At 71.6% G+C, this 13,727-nt stretch carries 12 protein-coding genes; 5 read left to right on the top strand and 7 right to left on the bottom strand.

The window, feature by feature from the left end; all coding sequences use genetic code 11:
- Window positions 1-30: 30 nt before the first annotated feature.
- Window positions 31-1,026: an AsnC family transcriptional regulator gene (locus ABZT04_RS23025; protein WP_356058805.1), complete on the top strand. Its 996-nt coding sequence runs from the start codon at window positions 31-33 to the stop codon at window positions 1,024-1,026.
- Window positions 1,027-1,159: 133 nt separating this feature from the next.
- Here ABZT04_RS23025 and ABZT04_RS23020 read toward each other — a convergent pair whose 3' ends face one another.
- The 4 genes from ABZT04_RS23020 to ABZT04_RS23005 all read right to left on the bottom strand — a co-directional run bounded on the left by ABZT04_RS23020 (window position 1,160) and on the right by ABZT04_RS23005 (window position 6,436).
- Window positions 1,160-2,500 (bottom strand): jacalin-like lectin, encoded by a 1,341-nt coding sequence (locus ABZT04_RS23020; protein WP_356058804.1) that lies wholly within the window; start codon window positions 2,498-2,500, stop codon window positions 1,160-1,162.
- Window positions 2,501-2,776: 276 nt separating this feature from the next.
- A complete protein-coding gene (locus tag ABZT04_RS23015; protein ID WP_356058960.1) occupies window positions 2,777-3,154 on the bottom strand; it encodes a histone-like nucleoid-structuring protein Lsr2 in 378 nt (125 codons plus the stop codon).
- Between the two features lie 455 nt (window positions 3,155-3,609).
- On the bottom strand, window positions 3,610-4,698 hold the full coding sequence (locus ABZT04_RS23010) for a helix-turn-helix domain-containing protein (protein WP_356058802.1): 1,089 nt from the start codon (window positions 4,696-4,698) through the stop codon (window positions 3,610-3,612).
- A 757-nt stretch (window positions 4,699-5,455) separates the two neighbouring features.
- Window positions 5,456-6,436 carry an alpha/beta hydrolase gene (locus ABZT04_RS23005; RefSeq protein ID WP_356058801.1) on the bottom strand — a complete coding sequence of 327 codons (981 nt, stop codon included), beginning with the start codon at window positions 6,434-6,436 and terminating at the stop codon, window positions 5,456-5,458.
- A 256-nt stretch (window positions 6,437-6,692) separates the two neighbouring features.
- On the opposite strand from ABZT04_RS23005, the gene ABZT04_RS23000 reads away from it, so the two are divergent.
- Window positions 6,693-7,574, top strand: a complete 882-nt coding sequence (locus ABZT04_RS23000; RefSeq protein WP_356058800.1) for an LLM class F420-dependent oxidoreductase — start codon at window positions 6,693-6,695, stop codon at window positions 7,572-7,574.
- A gap of 66 nt (window positions 7,575-7,640) precedes the next feature.
- On the opposite strand, the gene ABZT04_RS22995 is transcribed toward ABZT04_RS23000, so the two are convergent.
- Window positions 7,641-8,204, bottom strand: coding sequence for an NADPH-dependent FMN reductase (locus ABZT04_RS22995; protein ID WP_356058799.1), 564 nt, complete (start codon window positions 8,202-8,204; stop codon window positions 7,641-7,643).
- Between the two features lie 103 nt (window positions 8,205-8,307).
- Here ABZT04_RS22995 and ABZT04_RS22990 point away from each other — a divergent pair, with 103 nt between their 5' ends.
- Entirely contained in the window at window positions 8,308-8,991 is a 684-nt protein-coding gene (locus tag ABZT04_RS22990) for a TetR/AcrR family transcriptional regulator (RefSeq protein WP_356058798.1), read from the top strand.
- 7 nt (window positions 8,992-8,998) lie between these two features.
- On the opposite strand, the gene ABZT04_RS22985 is transcribed toward ABZT04_RS22990, so the two are convergent.
- Both ABZT04_RS22985 and ABZT04_RS22980 read right to left on the bottom strand, forming a co-directional pair.
- Window positions 8,999-10,135 carry an NAD(P)/FAD-dependent oxidoreductase gene (locus tag ABZT04_RS22985; protein ID WP_356058796.1) on the bottom strand — a complete coding sequence of 379 codons (1,137 nt, stop codon included), beginning with the start codon at window positions 10,133-10,135 and terminating at the stop codon, window positions 8,999-9,001.
- 38 nt (window positions 10,136-10,173) lie between these two features.
- Entirely contained in the window at window positions 10,174-10,851 is a 678-nt protein-coding gene (locus ABZT04_RS22980) for a TetR/AcrR family transcriptional regulator C-terminal domain-containing protein (protein ID WP_356058795.1), read from the bottom strand.
- A gap of 140 nt (window positions 10,852-10,991) precedes the next feature.
- Here ABZT04_RS22980 and ABZT04_RS22975 point away from each other — a divergent pair, with 140 nt between their 5' ends.
- Together ABZT04_RS22975 and ABZT04_RS22970 are read left to right on the top strand one after the other, a co-directional pair.
- Entirely contained in the window at window positions 10,992-12,026 is a 1,035-nt protein-coding gene (locus tag ABZT04_RS22975) for a LacI family DNA-binding transcriptional regulator (RefSeq protein WP_356058959.1), read from the top strand.
- Between the two features lie 194 nt (window positions 12,027-12,220).
- Entirely contained in the window at window positions 12,221-13,657 is a 1,437-nt protein-coding gene (locus ABZT04_RS22970) for an aldehyde dehydrogenase family protein (protein WP_356058793.1), read from the top strand.
- Window positions 13,658-13,727: the final 70 nt, after the last annotated feature.

The raw sequence follows: 13,727 nt of genomic DNA, 5'->3' as shown, positions 1-13,727 counted from the left end.
GGAGCGCGGCACTGATGTCAGACTTTCCCCATGACGGACGAAGTCGACGGAAAAATCCTCCGCGCGCTGCAGTGCGCGCCACGGGCGTCGTTCCGGCTGATCGGCGAGGTGGCCGGGGTCTCGGAGCAGACGGCCGCCCGCCGCTTCCACGCCCTGCGCCGTGCCGGGGTGATGCGGGTGATCGGCCTGGTCGATCCCGCCGTCCACGGCGAGGCGCGCTGGGTGGCCCGGATCCGCTGCCGCCCCGACCGGGTCGGCCCGCTCGCCGACGCCCTCTCCCGACGGCCCGACATCGCCTACGCCGGGCTGGCGTCCGGCGGCTCGGAGATCATCTGCGTCATCAGCGCGCCGGTACATGTGTCGCGCGACGACGTCCTGCTACGACAACTGCCCAGATCGGCATCGGTCCTCGACGTGAGCATCGACCTGCTCATCCATCCCTTCGGCACGACCGGCAGAAACGACTGGACGGGCTACGGAGGCCACCTCACCCCCGAGCAGATCCGGCGCCTCGTGGGCGACCGGCCGCCCGGCCCCGCCGGACCGCCCGTACGCCTCACCGACGAGGACACCCCGCTCCTCGACGCCCTCGCGGAGGACGGGCGCGCCACCCACACCCAACTCGCCGACGCCACCGGCTGGTCCACGGCCCGCGTGGCGCGACGCCTGGACGCCCTGGAGCACTCGGGGGCCCTCTCCTACGACGTCGAACTGCTCTCCGCGCGCCTCGGGTTCGCGCTCACCGCGACCCTGTGGCTGCGGGTCGCCCCCGCCCGCCTTGCCCGCGCCGGCGAGGAACTCGCGGGCCACGACGAGGTCGCCTTCGCCGCCGCCATCAGCGGCGACTCCAATGTGATGGTCATCGCCATCTGCCGTGACACGGAGGACCTGTACCGCTACCTGACCACCAGGCTGGCCGCCGTCCCGGGCGTCGACGGCTACGGCGTGAGCATCCACGTCCACCGCCTGAAGCAGGCCACGTCGCTCATCTCACGGGGGCGGCTGGTGCCTCCGGCCTTCGCCTAGGGCCTGTTGCGAAAGTCCCGCCTGCCCCGGCGGACGACGGGACTTTCGCAACAGGCCCTAGGCGGCCGGAACGCACCGCGCCGGACCACCCGTGGCGGCGGGTGATCCGGCGGACGTCCTGCGGTACTTCGGGTCAGCGCTTCGTGTAGATGAAGCCGACCTTGTCCAGCTCGTCGCCGGAGCGTCCGTGGAAGCCGGCGATCTGCCAGCCGGACGGGGCGGTGCGGGTCACGCAGTCCGAGGTGGTGGTGCCACCGGCCAGGGTGTTGCCCAGGTTGGTGGTGAACTTCGCGTAGAAGATCCGCGTGGTGTCGCTGTACTTGCCCTCGCACAGGTACGCCGACGTCACGTACTCGCCGCTGCCCAGCGTCAGCGAGGACGCGGTGCCGCCGGTGCCGCCGTGGGTGAGGGTGGTGCCGTTCGCGAGGGTGATGCCGACCTGGTCGACGCGGGAGCCTGCGCGCAGCGAGATCTTCGTGGCCTGGGCGGCGGCGGGGACGCTCGGGAGGTCCTGGTAGTAGTCGCCGTGCGGACCGCCGAACTGGTCACTGAGCTGGAAGTCCGCGTTCTGCGACCAGGTGAAGCCGACCGTGATCGGGTCGTGGTCGGAGAGCATCAGCCCGTCCGAGTTCAGGAACTTCGCGTGCTCGTTGTTGTACGAGGTCGCGTTGAGCGTGACCAGCTTGCTGCTGCGGTAGAGGACCTTGTCCACGACCTCGCAGGTGTTGGGGACGGTGGCCCCGGTCTGGTCGCACACCAGCGCGTCGCTGCCCTTGGCCGGCGCTGACCCGCCGCGGATCAGCTTGACCCAGGCGTCCGTGAGGCTGTTGTTCGAGGCGAACTCCGCGATGGTGTCGGCGGAGCGGGTGTAGCGGGTGTTGGTGTCACCCATCACCACGACGGCGTTGCCCGCCGAGTGGGTGCTGATGAACGAGGTCAACTGGCTGAGGTTGTCGGCACGGGAGGCCTCGTCGCCGTCGTTGGTACCGGCGTTGGTGTGCAGGTTGTAGAAGTCGACGTACACGCCCTCGGAGAGGCGCTCACGCATGAACGAGAAGCCCTTGGGGGTCAGGCAGTCGCCCGAGTCGACCTGGCAGGAGTTCCAGTGGACGCGCTCGAAGTCGTCCCCGTCCCAGGCGTAGTTGGAGACGGTGTTGAGCCCGCTGCCTATACCCGCGCCGCCGCTGGTCGCGGTGCGGTAGGGGTGGGTGTCGGTGGAGTACAGGTAGGCGTGGTAGTTGAAGTCCTCCTGCACGTTCACGATGTCGTACGGGGCGATGCGCTTGCCGATCTCGGTGGTGCTCGTGTCGCGCGGCGTCGAGGCGCTGGACAACGACTCCGGCAGTCCGGCGACGTTGTAGCTGAGCACGTTGAAGCTGCCCGAGGTAGCGGCGGCGGCCGGAGTGGCGGCGGCCACCGTGATCCCGCCCAGGGCCGCGGTAGCGGCCGCCAGACAGGCGAGAAGTCTGCGCATGGGGAAGTGCCTCCTGCGGAGTGACAGAGGGGGAGGGTGATGGTGATGCGGCGGTCCTGTCGAAATGTAGCGACAAGCGCTTGCTATGGCTCCCCTCCGGATGTACCGAATCGGGAATTCCGCATGACGTGGAGATGGCCAAGTGCCGGTGGGTGACCGTTTGTTGTGGGTGCGGGCGGATACGGCCGCGGAGTCCGAGCGGCTGCCTCGACAGCGGTCCGGGGTGGCTGCGCGGCGGGTGCGAGCCGGTGTTCCGTGGGGGATCGGAGCCGGTGCTCAGTTCTGTGACATCTCGTAGGCCTCACGGATCGACGCAGGGATACGTCCACGGTCATTCACGAGATAACCGTTGGCGCGTGCCCACAGGCGTATCGGCTCGTCATCCGGACGGGGATCGAACCTACCGGGTCCGGCAGCCGGGCCGGGGCCGCTCCAGTCCCCCGACGACACCCCTTCCAGGCGGTCCGCCGTCTCTTGGAAGAAGGCGAACAACGAAGCGTAGGTGCCCTCTTCGGGACCGGATGCCTCGTCCCAGGTTCCGATGGTTCCGCTGAGCGTGTTGAGAAACGTCCCGTAGAGACCGTCGGCCTCCGCGGCGACGGGTACCCATTCGCGACGCCAGAACGGATGGTCCGGGTCTGCGGACGGCTGCATTTCCTCCAGGCCCATCCGGCTGAGGTAGACCCGCTGGATATCCGTCAGCCCGAGAAGGATGTGGCCGCCGGGGATGTCCATCTGGCAGCCCAGCGCCACCAGACAGGAGCGAGCGTCGGGTTGCCTGCCGGCATCGATGTCGTTCGCCAGCAGCCACTGCCGCATCTCCGCGGGCAGGTCCAGACCCATGCGCAGTTCGGCTTCCCTGATGGCGGAACGACTTCCGGGGCCGCCGAGCGTGGCGAGAGTTTCAGGGTCGTTGCGTTCGAGCCACGCGGTCACCCGGCCCCACGCTTCTCGTACGTCTTCTGTCCCGTGCATCGAAGTTCCGCTCATGCCCGGTCTCCTGGACTGTGAAGTCGTCCTCTTGGCGAGGCGACGACCGTTGACGATCCATTGGAGAACCGTATGCGGGACCACTGACACTGAGCACGCCACCACCTCCTGGACCGCACCTACGGCCGTGCCAAATGCCGCATCGTCAGCGCCAGTTGGAGTCGTAGCCGTCCCTGCGGCGTGCGTACCGGCCAGCCCAGGAGGGATTCCGCGTGGGCCAACCGGTCCTGGAGGGTGGAGTGGTGGACGTTGATCTCGGCGGCGGCCGCGCGCAGGCTCGTGGTGGTGGCGACCGCGTTCAGAGTGGCCAGCAGCCAGGGCGCGTTCGCCGCCGCCGCTTCCAAGTCGTGGACGTCGGGCGGTGGTTCGGCACCCGGTGCGACCAGTTCGGCGAGGAGGGCGATGCCGCCGAGTTCGTCGGCGTACGCGATGCGCGGGCCGGGATCCTGTGCGGTCCCGTCGGCGGTGAAGCGGAGAGCGGTGCGGGCGGCGGCCCAGGAGCGGGGCAGGTCGAGTACGGGGACGGCGGGGCCGATACCGAGCCGGCCTGCGGACAACTCGGCGTCGGCGTGGGCCATGACAGTGGCCGTCTGCGGATCGCCGTCGGCGCGCGGGCCGACCGACGGAGGCCGCGCACCGGACGTACCGGTGTCCCGCGGCGCGGCGACGACCCGGGGCCGCCCGTCGAGCGGGGCGACGACCCGGGCGCGGGTCGCGGGGTCGGCCGTGTCGAGGCCGAGGCGGCGGGCCGCGTGCAGCCGTGCCGTTTCCGGAGCCGTGGCGTCGAGCAGTGTCTCGACCAGCTCGGGGTCGTCGGCGGGAACCCGGCCCCGGGTGCGGTCGAGCACGAGCCGTACCGCACCGGCCGCCCGCTCCAGGATCACCGCGTCGACGACACTGGGCTCAGCCTCCGCCGCCCGCTCCAGCCACAGCGCCGAGGCGCCGCCCGGCGTCAGCGCGGCGGACGGCCAGGCGGGATCCGGCGGCGACTCGCTGTCCCTGCGCGTGCCGTCCGCCTCGACGCGCACCCGCACCCGCCGCTCGCCGTCGACCAGCCGCGCGGCACACCCGGCCAGCACCGCCGCCCCACGCACCAGCGCCTCCAGCCCGGCCCGCGACTCGGCGAGCCGATCGAAGTAACCGATGACCCGCACGGCGGCCCCCGCGTCCGGATCCAACGCGGTCAGCCGCCCGGCCAGCTCTTTCATAAGCCCATGGTGCGCCATGAAACGGGTATGCAGGAGCCTGCGGACGAGGTTCCGCCGCCGACACGGACACGTGGAACGCTGCCGGAGAAGGCCATCGCGTCCTCGGACTCCGGGAAACGCGAACCACGGGCGCCGACCCAGGCCATCAAGCACCGCACGTGTGGGCCGGGGCGCGCACTCGACAGCTCTCCCGCCAGGCGGCCCCCGGGATGGGGTACGGAAACCGCGCGAATCGTCCGCGCTCCGGCATCCGACGGCGCGGTGCGCGAGCGACGGTTCGGGGGAGTGCTGGCCCCGCAGCGATACCAACCATCGGCTCCGGCGAAGACGACCTGTCACCGCACGCGAGCCAACAGCGGGCCCCGTTCGCCCCGCGCCGACATGGTGCGGCGGCGCCTGTGCCCCTCATACGCGAATCGCCGGCCCCAACGGAGACGCCAGGTCACCGTGCCCCCGCCGTCAGTCCGGCCTCGGGCGCTCTCGCCCTGTGCGTGAGCGGCGATGCCTCGGCGCGGCAGCAAGGCGAAGGGACAACACCGACCGAGGCGAGATGCCACCGTACGCGCCCCGTCCGCGCGGCTCGGGCGCGCTGACGCCGGACGGCGCGCCCGGCAGCGTACGGAAACTGCCCATACCGCTTACGCCTCGACACCTGACGGCACGGCAAGGCGAGGACACCCGCGGCAACGCCAACCACCGGCCCCGACCGACACCCACGCCCGCAGCAGCCGCCCCCCGCGTCACGCGCAAGCCCCTCTCACACCCCCAACAACCGCCTCAACCACCCCACATGAGCGGCCCGCGCCGCCTGCGACACCGCTGCCTGAGGCGCAAAGCCGTCGAAGCCGTGGAAGCCGCCGGGCCAGACGTGGAGTTCGGCGATACCGCCTGCCTGCCAGAGGCGGGACGCGTAGGTGACGACCTCGTCGCGGAAGGTCTCCGCCGAGCCGACGTCGAGGAAGGCCGGGGGAAGGCCGGTCAAGTCGTCCGCGCGGGCCGGGGCGGCGTACGGGGATACGTCCGGGCCGCCGCGGCGGTCGCCGAGGAGGGCGGTCCAGCCGGTCTCGTTGGCGGTGCGGTCCCAGATGCCGATGCCGGCCATCTGGTGTGCGGACGGGGTGTCGTTGCGGTCGTCGAGCATGGGGCAGAGCAGCAACTGGCCGATCGGGCGGGGGCCGCCGCGGTCCCGGGTGAGCAGGGCCAGTGCCGCGCACAGGCCGCCGCCCGCGCTCGCGCCCATGATGAGGATCCGCTCCGGATCACCGCCGATCTCCTTCGCGTGCTCCGCCGTCCACAGCAGACCGGCGTACACGTCCTCGATCGGCGCGGGATGCGGATGTTCGGGCGCCAGCCGGTACTCCACCGACACCACCACCGCGTCCAGTTCCCGCGCGTAGTCCAGCGCCCCGGCCACTCCGACCCGGTTGTTGCCGAGCACCATGCCGCCGCCGTGCACGTGGTAGATGACGGGCAGCGGTGCGGGCGTCGAGGGCGCGGTCGGGCGGCAGATGAGGAGCGGGACGGCGGGGTCGCCGGGCGGTCCCGGCACCTCCCGGTCCTCGATCTCGAAGGCACCGTCCAGGGTCAGGTCCATTTCCGCGGACTGCGTGATCGCCGGGCCCCGGCGGATCTCGTCGATCTCCTCCAGTGACATCCCGGGCGAGATGAACTCCCTGATCAACTCCAGGGCGGCGGCGAGTTCGGGGTCGAACGGGGGCGGCGGCGGGACGGACGTCATGCGCTTCTCCTGACGCTGGGTGCGGCGGCTCGTACGGCCATAATCCGCGCGACCACCCCTGATCCGGTCACCGCCGTCCGGCGGGACCTCTCCGCCGGACGGCGGGTGCCTCGCGCGCCACTGGCTGTACGAGGAGCACCGCGCGCTCACCGGCCCGCGGGCCACCAGGGCGTACAGCGGTTGACTTCGAGGGCGCTCGAAGACCTACCGTCACGGGGACGGTGAACGTCCGTGCGGACTGTGAACGGAGTCGGACATGCGGGTCGGCGTACACATCAACCGCTTCAACCATCCCGGAGGACCTGCGGCGGTCGGGCCCGAGCTGGCCGCCGCGGGCGCCGCGGCCGAGGCGGCGGGCGTCAGTTGGCTCTCGGTGATGGACCACTACTTCCAGATGGAGTTCAACGGCGGTGGCGAGGACGCCATGTTGGAGGCCTACACGACGCTGGGCTTCCTGGCCGGCCACACCTCCACGGTCCGGCTCGGCGCGCTGGTCACCGGTGTGACGTACCGGAATCCGGGGCTGCTCGCGAAGATCGCCACCACGCTCGACGTGCTTTCCGGCGGCCGGGCCACGCTGGGCATCGGGGCCGCCTGGTACGACCGTGAGCACCACGGTCTGGGCGTGGCCTATCCGCCGGTCGCGGAGCGTTTCGAGCGGCTGGAGGAGACGCTGCGGATTTGTCTGCAGATGTGGGACCCGGAGGCGAACGGCCCGTTCGAGGGCAAGCACTACCAACTCGCCGAGACCCTCTGCGTACCCGCGCCGGTCAGCAGTCCGCACCCCGAGATCATGATCGGTGGCGGCGGGGAGAAGAAGACCCTGCGGCTGGTCGCCCAGTACGCCGACGCCTGCAACCTGATCGTGTCGACGCCGGACGAGCTGCGGCACAAGCTCGACGTGCTGCGAGGGCACTGCGACAGGCTGGGGCGCGACTACGGCCGTATCCGCAAGACGATCGTGCACACCGGCGAGTCGGTCACCACGGGGGACGTCGAGGCCTTCCTGCGTGAGATCGACGGCTTCACCAAGCTCGGTGTCGACACGGTCATCCTGGGTCCGCGCACGGGCGAACCGGCCGAGTGGATCGAGCGGTTCGTGGCCCCGGCGGTACCGCGCCTGGCCGAACTGGACTGACACGTGGAAGGGGCCGGAGTCCGTGTGGACTCCGGCCCCTTCGGGCGCTGCGGCGGGGTGCCAGGATCAGGCGGCGACGGCCTCGCCCGCGTGGCCGTGGAGCTGGGTGAGAACCTCGGTCAACTGGGCCACGACCTCGGCGTCGTCGGCCGGGTGGGTCTCCGCGAAGCGGGTGACGGAACCGGGGATGGAGAGCTTGATCTCCTCGATCACCTTGCCGCCGGCGATGCCCACGGCCTTGCGGGTCTCGTCCTGCGCCCACACGCCGCCGTACTGGCCGTAGGCGGTGCCCACCACGACGACGGGCTTGCCGCCGAAGCCGCTGGCGCCGTAGGGGCGGGACAGCCAGTCGATGGCGTTCTTCAGGACGGCCGGGATGGTGCCGTTGTACTCGGGGGAGAAGAAGAGGAAGGCGTCGGCGGAGCCGGCGGCGGCACGCAGCTTGGCGGCGGCGGCCGGGACGTCGCCCTCGACGTCGATGTCCTCGTTGTAGAACGGGATCTCGGCGAGACCCTCGAAGATCTCGATGTCGGCGCCCTCGGGCGCGAACTTCACGGCGGCCTCGGCGAGCTGGCGGTTGTGCGAGCCGGCACGCAGGCTGCCGACGAGCGCGAGGATACGAACAGACATGGGGGACTCCAAAGGGGGGTGCTGAAACACTGCCGTTACGATCCGGACCGGGGTCCGTTTAAGTTGTACCAGGCTAACCGGACCACGGTCCAGTTTCTTCCCGGTGCTTTATGCTGGGTTCATGTCCAGCGTCCTGCCGCCCTTTTCGCAGCCCGAAGAGGCAAGCGGCGAAGCCCAGTTGCTCGAGGTCCGCTCCTCCGCCGACCGCGAGCCGTGCCTGCGCGCCGACGCGGCCCGCAACCGGGCCAGGCTGCTGGAGGCCGCCGCCCGGCTGATCGCGGAGCACGGGGTCGCCGGCGTCACCATGGAGGCCGTGGCCGCCGCGGCCGAGGTCGGCAAAGGGACGGTCTTCCGCCGCTTCGGCGACCGCACCGGCCTGCTGATCGCCCTGCTGGACCACTCATCGCGGGAGCTCCAGGCCGACTTCCTCGGCGGGCCGCCCCCGCTGGGTCCCGGCGCCCCGCCGGTCGAGCGGCTGCGGGCCTTCGGCGTGGCGGTGCTCTACCGCTCGGCGGAACAGCTCGACCTGCAGCTCGCCGCCCAGCCGGAGCCGACCCGGCGCTTCTCCCACCCCTCGCTCGGGGCCCTGCACACACACGTCACGATGCTGCTGCGGCAGATCCTGCCGGACGCCGACTGCGAGCTGCTCGCCCAGCCGCTCATGGCGTATCTCGACCCGGCCCTGATCAACCATCTGACCCGACAGTGCGGGATGCCCATGGAGCGGCTGGAGGCCGGCTGGGTCGACCTCGTCGCCCGCGTGACCTGTACGCCGCCGCCCCGCTGAGTCCCGCTCAGTCGTGGGCGGCGAACATGTCGAGCACACCCTGCGGGGCGTCCTCACGGAACAGCAGGATCCCGTTGGCCGCGGAGTCCGCCGCCGACTCCTCGGCGCGCGGGAACAGTCGCTCCTCGTAGGCCGTCAGCGCGGCCTCGGTGTCGCCCGGGTGCGCGGCCAGCGCCAGGCCCAGTTCGGCCCCGTCGAGCATGGCGAGGTTGGCGCCCACGCCCGCGAACGGTGACATCAGATGGGCCGCGTCGCCCAGCAGCGTGACGCCGGGCACCCGGTCCCAGCGGTGCCCGATCGGCAGGGCGTGGATCCGCCGCGGGACCAGCGGCCCGTCCGCGTCGGCGACCAGGGCCCGCAGGCTCTTGTCCCAGTCGGCGAAGTGCTCCAGTGTGTACGCCTTCGCCGCCTCGGTGTCCGCGAAGTCGATGCCGTCGAACTCGTCCTCGGGGACGCTGAGCGCCACGTAGATGTGCAGGCTCCCGTCGGTCTCGTGGTGGGCGAGGAATCCCTTGCCCGCGGCGAGCGCGAACAGCATGCCGCCGCCGACCACCTCGGCGCTCACGGGATGCCGTACGGCGGCCTCCGGCAGGTCCACCTCGACGAACGAGATGCCGGTGTACGCGGGCAGCGCGTCCGAGAGCAGGGACCGCACCCGGGACCAGGCGCCGTCGGCGCCGATCAGCAGATCGGTGGTGAAGGAGGTGCCGTCCGCGAGCGTCGCCTCGTGCCGGCCGCCGTCCAGCGGACGGGCGCCGGTGACTTTGGCGCCCCAGCGGACGGTGCCCTCCGGCAGGGAGTCGAGCAGCAGGTCGCGCAGTTGCCCGCGGTCGACCTCGGGGCGCCCGCCGTTGCCGTCGTCGGGCTCGTCCAGCAGGACCGTGGCGGCCTTGTCGAGGACGCGGGTGGCCTCGCCGCCCTGGTGGACCAGCGCGCGGAACTCCTCGTACAGGCCCGCCGCGCGCAGCGCCGGCTGACCCGAGTCGTGGTGGATGTCGAGCATGCCGCCCTGGGTGCGCGCGGCGGGGGAGGCCTCCAGGTCGAAGACGGCGGCCTCGATGCCGTTGACGTGCAGGACCCGGGCGAGCGTGAGCCCGCCGAGTCCGCCGCCGACGACGGCGATGGGGTGATGGGGGGTGGTCATGGTGAACCTCCTTGAAAGGGACGCGACTTGATGGGATGTCAGTCGACTACGGCGGTGCGCTCGATACCGTTGATCAGTGCCTGGAATCTCCAGGACAGGCGGGCCTCGGGTGCCCCTGAGAGCAGGTCGTCGGAGACGGCGGCGATGTGCGGGTGGGTGCGGTCGGACGCGTTCCGCAGGGCGTGCGTCAGGGCGTCCCAGTCGGCGTCCTGGCCGGTGTCCTCGGCCGAGTGCTCGGCGGCCGTCGCGGTGGCCTGCTGGAGCAGCAGGTCCACGCCCCACGCGGCCTGCGCGGGTGGCACGCCTCCCTCGTCGAGCAGGGCCAGCAGGGTCTCGATCAGGTTCAGGTAGTGCGGGCCGCTGGGCCAGGCGGTCAGTGCCGAACGGGCGAGGCTCGGATGCTCGTACAGCATCGCGGTGTACGCGGTGAGCACCCGCTCCAGCCGCTCGCGCCAGGAGCCCTCGGCCGGGACGGGCCCGATCGTGCCGAGCAGCTCGTCCAGGACCGCCGCGTGCAGCTCCGCGGTGTTGCGGATGTACACGTACAACGAGGCCGGACCGGTGTCCAGCTCCTGGGCCAGGCGCCGCATGGTGACCTTGTTCAAACCTTCCGCTCGCAGCACCGCCACGGCGGCGGCGACGATGCCCTCCCTGGTCAGGGCTGGTTTCGCCGGGCGTTCACGGCGGCTGCGCGGGGTGTCGGGGCGAGCTGTCATGCCTTCAAGGTAACGAACATGTTCGTTGAGAACAAGTTCGTGACGAACATGTTCGTAAAATCCCGGACCATGTCGCTGTCGTGACGACCGTTCCCCCGCCGCACTGCCCGGCCCCGGCTTCTGCCAAGATGCCGTACGTCATGGTGCAGATACCGAAAACGCCCGCAGCCCCGTCGCCCGCACCGCGCTCCGTCCCCACGAGCGCCGATGTGGCCCGCCTGGCCGGCGTCTCACGCGCGACCGTCTCCTACGTCCTCAACAACACCAGCGCCGTACGGATCAGCGAACCCACCCGCCGTCGCGTCCACGCGGCCGCCAAGGAACTCGGGTACGTCCCGCACGCGGCGGCCCGCAGCCTGCGCGCCGGACACAGCCGGATGGTGCTGATGCCGGCGCCGACCGTGGCGGTGGGACTGCTCTACAGCCAGTTCATGACCGAACTCCAGTGGGCGCTGAGCCGCCTCGACTACACGGTCGTGCAGCACGGCTCGGTCGGTCTGCACGGCGACGAGGCCGCCCGTGCCTGGGCCGAACTCCGCCCGGTCGCCGTCCTGGTGCCCGGCTCCGGACTCGGCCCGCAGGGCGTCGCGGTCCTCAAGCGTGCCGGTGCGCGCGCCGTCCTCACGCTCGGCCCCGAGCGGGTCGAGGGCGCCCACGCCCTGCTGCTCGACCACGAGGGCGTCGGCCACGCCGCCGGCGCGCACCTCTACGGTCGCGGCAGGCGCCGGATCGGTGTGGTCGTCCCCGAGGAGCCCGGCCTGGAGGCATTCTCCCGGCCGCGCCTCGAAGGAGTGCGCCGCGCCCTGCTCGGCACGGACGCCACGGTGACCGAACTCCCGCTCGCCTACACCGAGGAGAGTGCCGCCAAGACCGCCGCACGATGGCGCGCTCTCGGCCTCGACGCGGTGTTCGCGTACAACGACGAGTACGCGATGCTGCTGATGCGCGCCCTCCAGGACGAAGGCGTCCGCATCCCCGAGGACACGGCCGTGATCGGCGCCGACGACCTGATGATCGGCCGCCTCCTGCGCCCCCGCCTGAGCACCGTCCACATCCAACTGCCGTCCGGCCGCGACCTCGCCGAACTGGTCGACGGCGCGGTACGCGAGCCCGGCGCGCCACCGGGCGTACACGAACTGCTCGGCGCCTCGGTCGTCCACCGCGATTCAAGCTGAACGGGGGCCGACGACCGCACCGGGGCGAACTCGCCGTACGCGACTAGGATGTTGCATGCTCAACCAGACGGGGATGCGTTCGACCACCGGATGCGGCTCGCACGTCTGCGTCGGATCGCCGCATCCCGTCACGCGAACGACCCGGGACTCCACCTGCCCCGTGGGTCCCGCCGGTGACGGAACGGAGAGCCGCCATGCCCCTGCTCGACCCCAAGACCTGGCAGTCCCGCCCCCTCTCGGGCCCCGAGTATTCGGTCACCGAGCCCGCCACCGGCGACACGCTCGGTACCGTCACGCTCGCCGCCGCCGAGGACATACGCCCCGCCGTGCAAGCGGCGCGCACCGCGCAGGCCGAGTGGGCGCGCGTCCCGCACTTCGTCCGGGCCGGCGTGCTGCGCAAGGCCGGTGACCTGTTCGCCGCGCACGCCGAGGGGTTGCGCGAGTGGATCGTGCGGGAGTCCGGGTCGATCCCCGGCAAGGCGGACTTCGAACTGCACGTCGCCGCCCAGGAGTGCTACGAGGCCGCCGCGCTCGCCTCCCGCCCCGCCGGACAGGTCCTCCCCTCGGAGGCGCCCCGGCTGTCGTACACCCGGCGCGTCCCGGTCGGAGTCGTCGGCGTGATCGCGCCCTTCAACGCCCCGCTGATCCTCTCCATCCGCTCCGTCGCCCCCGCGCTCGCACTCGGCAACGCCGTCGTCCTCAAGCCGGATCCGCGCACGGCGGTCTGCGGGGGACTGTCCCTCGCGGCGATCTTCGCGGAGGCCGGCCTGCCCGACGAACTGCTCCACGTCCTGCCCGGCGGCGCGGAGGTGGGGGCCGCGCTGGTCGCCGACCCGCAGGTGCCGGTCATCTCCTTCACCGGCTCAACGGCGGCCGGCCGCGCGGTCGGTGAGGCGGCGGGGCGTCATCTCAAGCGCGCACACCTGGAGTTGGGCGGGAACTCGGCCCTGATCGTGCTGGCGGACGCCGACCTGGACGCGGTGATCTCCACGGCGGCCTGGGGTTCGTTCTTCCACCAGGGCCAGATCTGCATGACGACCGGCCGCCACCTCGTCCACGAGTCGCTCTACGAGGAGTACGTCGAACGCCTCGCCGCCAAGGCCGACTCCCTCGCCGTGGGCGACCCGCACCGCGCACAGGTCCACCTCGGGCCGATCATCGACGGCGCCCAACTGGCCAAGGTGCACGGCCTGGTCGAGGCCAGCACGGCGAGCGGCGCCAGGCTCGCGGCCGGCGGCACCCACGAGGACCTCTTCTACCGGCCGACCGTCCTCGCGGGCGCCGGCGACGACACCCCCGCCTACGCGGAGGAGGTCTTCGGCCCGGTGGCGCCGGTACGGTCCTTCGCCACCCCCGACGAGGCGGCGACCCTGGCCGCGGCGGGACCCTACGGCCTCTCGCTCGGCATCGTCACCCGCGACAGCGCCCGCGGTCTGGACCTGGCGGAACGTATCCCGACTGGGATCGTCCACATCAACGACCAAACCGTGAACGACGAGGCCGTGGCACCCTTCGGCGGCACAGGAGCCTCCGGCACCGGAGCCCGCTTCGGCGGCGAGGCCAACGTGGAGGCCTTCACCGATGTGCGGTGGACGACGGTGCGCGGCGACGTGGCGTCGTACCCCTTCTAGGTCCAACTCCTTCTAGGCCCAGCCAGCACCTTCTACGGCGCCTCCGTTTCTAGCTTTGCGGTATGACTAT

Origin of the sequence: Streptomyces sp. NPDC005492, assembly GCF_040605995.1 — a bacterium.
In the GTDB taxonomy this organism is placed as follows: Bacteria; Actinomycetota; Actinomycetes; order Streptomycetales; family Streptomycetaceae; genus Streptomyces.
This window is presented reverse-complemented; position numbering and strand designations above follow the sequence as displayed.